General features: G+C 67.6%; 2 protein-coding genes. Both read left to right on the top strand.

Annotated features, from left to right (window positions below; translation table 11 throughout):
* The first annotated feature begins 270 nt into the window (after positions 1–270).
* Positions 271–2,898 (top strand): DUF1592 domain-containing protein, encoded by a 2,628-nt coding sequence (locus ACYPYD_RS08530; protein WP_459662811.1) that lies wholly within the window; start codon positions 271–273, stop codon positions 2,896–2,898.
* Positions 2,895–4,232 carry a DUF1552 domain-containing protein gene (locus ACYPYD_RS08525; RefSeq protein WP_459662810.1) on the top strand — a complete coding sequence of 446 codons (1,338 nt, stop codon included), beginning with the start codon at positions 2,895–2,897 and terminating at the stop codon, positions 4,230–4,232. Before ACYPYD_RS08530 ends, ACYPYD_RS08525 begins: the two co-directional genes overlap by 4 nt.
* The last annotated feature ends 115 nt before the right edge of the window (positions 4,233–4,347 follow it).

The following is a 4,347-nucleotide window of genomic DNA, read 5'->3' as shown; positions in this document are numbered from 1 at the left end:
TTCGACAAGCTCAGCCTGACCCTTCGACAAGCTCAGGGTGAGCGGAGGTAGCGCAGTATCTCAATCCCGCTCAGGCTGAGCTTGTCGAAGCCCCCCGCGTGTCACCGAACGCCCCCGCTCCAATTTCTCGCACGCCATGTCCGATTAATGCTGTTGGACCGCAACACCCCCAACCGATAACCCGTCCGCCCAACAGGACCCGTTTCGACGGGACAGGGCGTGCCGGAAACCCGCGAAAACGCGGGCTCGGCCAAGGGGTCGGAAACATCGATGAGCCTTCTCGGGCGACACAACCTCGGCAGGACGACGCTCGCGCTCAGCGCACTCGTCACCGCCGCCACCGTCTACGCCGCAACTCAGGACGCCGCGCCAGACCAGACACCCGGCTTCGCCGCGATGACCCCGCAGCAGGCCGCGAACTTCGTCGAGCCGATGCTGGGCGAATACTGCTCACGCTGCCACAACGACATCGACAACATCGCCGACCTCTCGGTGGAAGACCTGCGCGCCGACGACATCCGCACCGGCAAACACGCCGACGAATGGGAGAAAATCCTGCGCCGCGTCGCCGCCGGAGAAATGCCGCCCCACGGCAAGACGCAGCCCTCGGCGCAGATGCGCGCCGCCTTCGTGAACTGGCTCGACACCTCTCGCGCGGGCTACCTCGCCGCCAATCCCGATCCCGGCCGCCCGGCGCTGCGCCGCCTCAACCGCATGGAATACGCCAATTCGGTGCGCGACCTGCTGGCGCTCGATGTCGATTTCAGCCGCGAACTGCCCGCCGACAACTCCGGCTTCGGCTTCGACAACATCGCCGACGTCCTCTCCGTTTCCCCCACGCTGATGGAACGCTACGTCGCCGTCGCAGGCAAGGTCGGCCGCATGGCCACCGGCCTCACCTCAAGGCGGGAGGTGGTGACGACATGGCAGGTGCCCAAGGACGGCTCGGTCCAGAACTCGGGCGTGCCGGGCTATAACGAACGCGCGGACGCGAACCTCCCGCTGGCCTCGCGCGGCGGCTACGCCCAGCGGTACTATGCACGCTACGACGGGCAATACGATGTCTCGGCCTGGCTCAACGCAAACACCAACAACGAAACCGACCGTCTGGCCGAGGACAAGTTCACCGCCCGTGTGCCGATGAAGGCAGGCTCGCACCTCGTGGCGCTGTCGTTCCGCCGCACCATCGCGCCGTCCGAGGCGGTGCAGGTGCTGCGCAACGATACGGACAAGGTGCCACTGCCCCTCGACAAGCCGAAGATGCTCCCCCTCGACGTGTGGGTGGACGGCAAGCTGGCCAAGACGCTGAGCGTGCCCAGCTACCGCATGCACCAGCGGTACTCGCAGCGGAACTTCCCGCGCGACGTGCTGCAGGTCGATGTCGCCGGGCCGTTCGATGCGGCAGGCGTGCCGGACACCGCCAGCCGCCGCGCCGTGTTCCTCTGCCGCCCGAAAAAGGCCAGCGAGGAAGATGCCTGCGCGACGAAGATCATCACCACCCTCGCCCGCCGCGCTTGGCGCCGCCCGGTCGCCGGCTTCGACGTCGCTCCTCTGCTGCGCATCTACGCCGAGGAGCGCAAGGCATCGGACTTCGAGCACGGCATCGAGGCGGCGCTGGAAGCCGTGCTGGTCTCGCCTGAATTCCTCTTCGTGGTGGAGCGCGATCCGCAAGGCGCGATGCCCGGGAGCGTCAACCGCGTCTCCGACCTCGAACTGGCGACGCGCCTGTCGCTGTTCCTGTGGAGTTCGATCCCCGACGACCGCCTGCTGACTCTCGCCGAGCAGGGCAAACTGGGCCAACCCACCGTACTGAACGCCGAGATCGCCCGCATGCTCGCCGATCCGCGCGCGAAGGCGCTGACGACGAACTTCGCCGGGCAATGGCTCTACTTGCGCAACCTCGACCAGCAGCGCCCCGACACCGAGGTGTTCCCGAAGTTCGACGCGCGCCTCAAGTCGGCGATGGCGACCGAGACGGAGATGTTCTTCGCCGACGTGCTGCGCGGCGACCGCCCGGTGCTGGACTTCATCAGTGCCGACTACACCTTCCTCAACCAGCGCCTTGCCGAGCACTACGGGATTCCCGGCGTCTCCGGCCCCGCCTTCCGCCGCGTGGTGCTGCGTCCCGAATGGCATCGCGGCGGGCTGCTGGGGCAGGCCAGCGTGCTGACGGTCACCTCCTATGGCAACCACACCAGCGTGGTGAAGCGCGGCAAATGGATCCTCGACAACATGCTCGCCGCCGCGCCGCCCCCGCCGCCGCCAGACGTGCCCGCGCTCAAGACCAGCCACGACGGCCGCCTGCTCACCGCGCGCCAGCAGCTGGAACTGCACCGCGCCAACCCGACCTGCGCCGCCTGCCATGTGAAGATGGACCCGATGGGCTTCAGCCTCGAAAACTTCGATGCCGTCGGCCAGTGGCGCACGGTGGATGCGGGCCAGCCGATCGACACCCTCGCGACGATGCCCGACGGGTTCAAATTCGACGGTCTCACCGGGCTCCAGCAGGTTCTCATGGACCGCAAGGACGAGTTCACCCGCGCGTTCACCGAACGGCTGATGACCTATGCGGTGGCGCGCGGCCTTTCGGCCAACGACATGCCCACGGTGCGCGCGATCGCCTCTGCGGCGGCGGCGGACCAGTACCGCATCCAGACCATCGTACGCGGTATCGCACAGAGCCCCGCCTTCACCCTGCGCCGCGTGCCGCAGCCGTTCAAGGCGGCCTATGGCCAGACCCCGCGCCTGCCCCTTCGACAAGCTCAGGGTGAGCGGGGTTGGGGCTATGTCTCTGGCAAAAGCGCTCTCAATTCCGCTCAGGCTGAGCTTGTCGAAGCCCCGTCGGCAAGGCCCGCCGCCCTGTCTCTGATCGCCATTCCCCGGAAGGCCCTGAAATGAGAGTGATCCGCCCCGCCCTCTCGCGCCGCACCGTGCTGCGCGGTGCCGGTGCCGCCATGGCGCTCCCCTTCCTCGAAGCGATGATGCCGAGCGCGAAGGCCGCCGACCTCGCCTCACGGCCGAAGCGGCTTCAGGTGTTCTATTCCCCCAACGGCATGACGATGCCGGACTTCCTGCCCACCGCGACAGGCGCCGATTACGTCCTGCCCTCCTCACTCCAGCCCCTCGCCCCTCACCGCGAGCAGATCGCCGTCATCAGCGGCCTCGGCCATCCGCAGGCCGCTGCCATGGGCGACCGACCGGCAGGCCACGGACGCTCGTGCCCCGCTTTCCTCACCGGGGCGCACGCCAAGCAGACCGAAGGGCCGGATATCCGCGCAGGGATATCGATGGATCAGGTCTTCGCGCAGCACCTGGGTGACGCCACCCCGCTCGCCTCGCTGGAGCTGGGGATCGACACCGCCAGCCTGCTCGGATCGTGCGACATCAACTATTCGTGCGCCTATACCAACGGCATCTCGTGGCTCACCCCCACGGTGCCGCTGCCGGTCGAGGCGAACCCGCGCGCCGTGTTCGAGCGGCTGTTCGGCGATGGCGACACCGATGAAGCGGGCCGCCTCGCCCAGTTGCGGCGCCAGTCCTCGATCCTCGACTTCGTGATGGACGACACCCGCCGCCTCTCGGGCCAGCTGGGCATGGAGGACAAGCGCAAGCTCGACGAATACCTCGACGCCACCCGCGCCATCGAGAAGCGCATCCAGCGCAGCGCCGCTTCGCCCGCCACCACGCAGGCCGCCAACCTGCAGCAACCCGCAGGCATTCCCGACGACTTCGCCGAGCACGTCAAGCTGATGATCGACCTGCAGGTGCTCGCCATGCAGGCCGACGTAACCCGCGTCGGCACGTTCATGATCGGGCGCGAACTGTCGAACCGCACGTATCCGGAGATCGGCGTGCCGGATTCGCACCACATGCTCAGCCACCACGGCAACAACCCGGACAAGATGGCGCAGTTGGCGAAGATCAACCGCTATCACATGGAATTCTTCGCCTATTACCTCCAGAAGATGAAGGACACGCGCGATGGCGAGGCCTCGCTGCTGGACCGCACGCTGGTGATCCGGGGCTCGGCCTTCGGCGATTCCAACGAGCACGACTACATGGACCTGCCGGTGATCGTCGCGGGCGGGCTGGTGAAGGGCGGGCGCCACAGCCGGGTCGAGAAGGGCACCACCATGTCCAACCTGATGCTGGCGGGCCTGCAGACGCTGGGCGTGCCCACCGCGAAGTTCGGCGACAGTACGGCGCCCTTGCGGGAACTGACCGATGCGTGAGCCTCCTCGTCGTCCCGAACTTGCTCCGGGACCGCCGGCCGTGAACGGCCCACGCCCCGGCAAGGCACATCGCGCGACGCCGCGCCTAAAGATCGCCACCGGTCCCGGAGCAAGT

This window comes from Novosphingobium sp. 11B (genome assembly GCF_054589055.1).
This window is presented reverse-complemented; position numbering and strand designations above follow the sequence as displayed.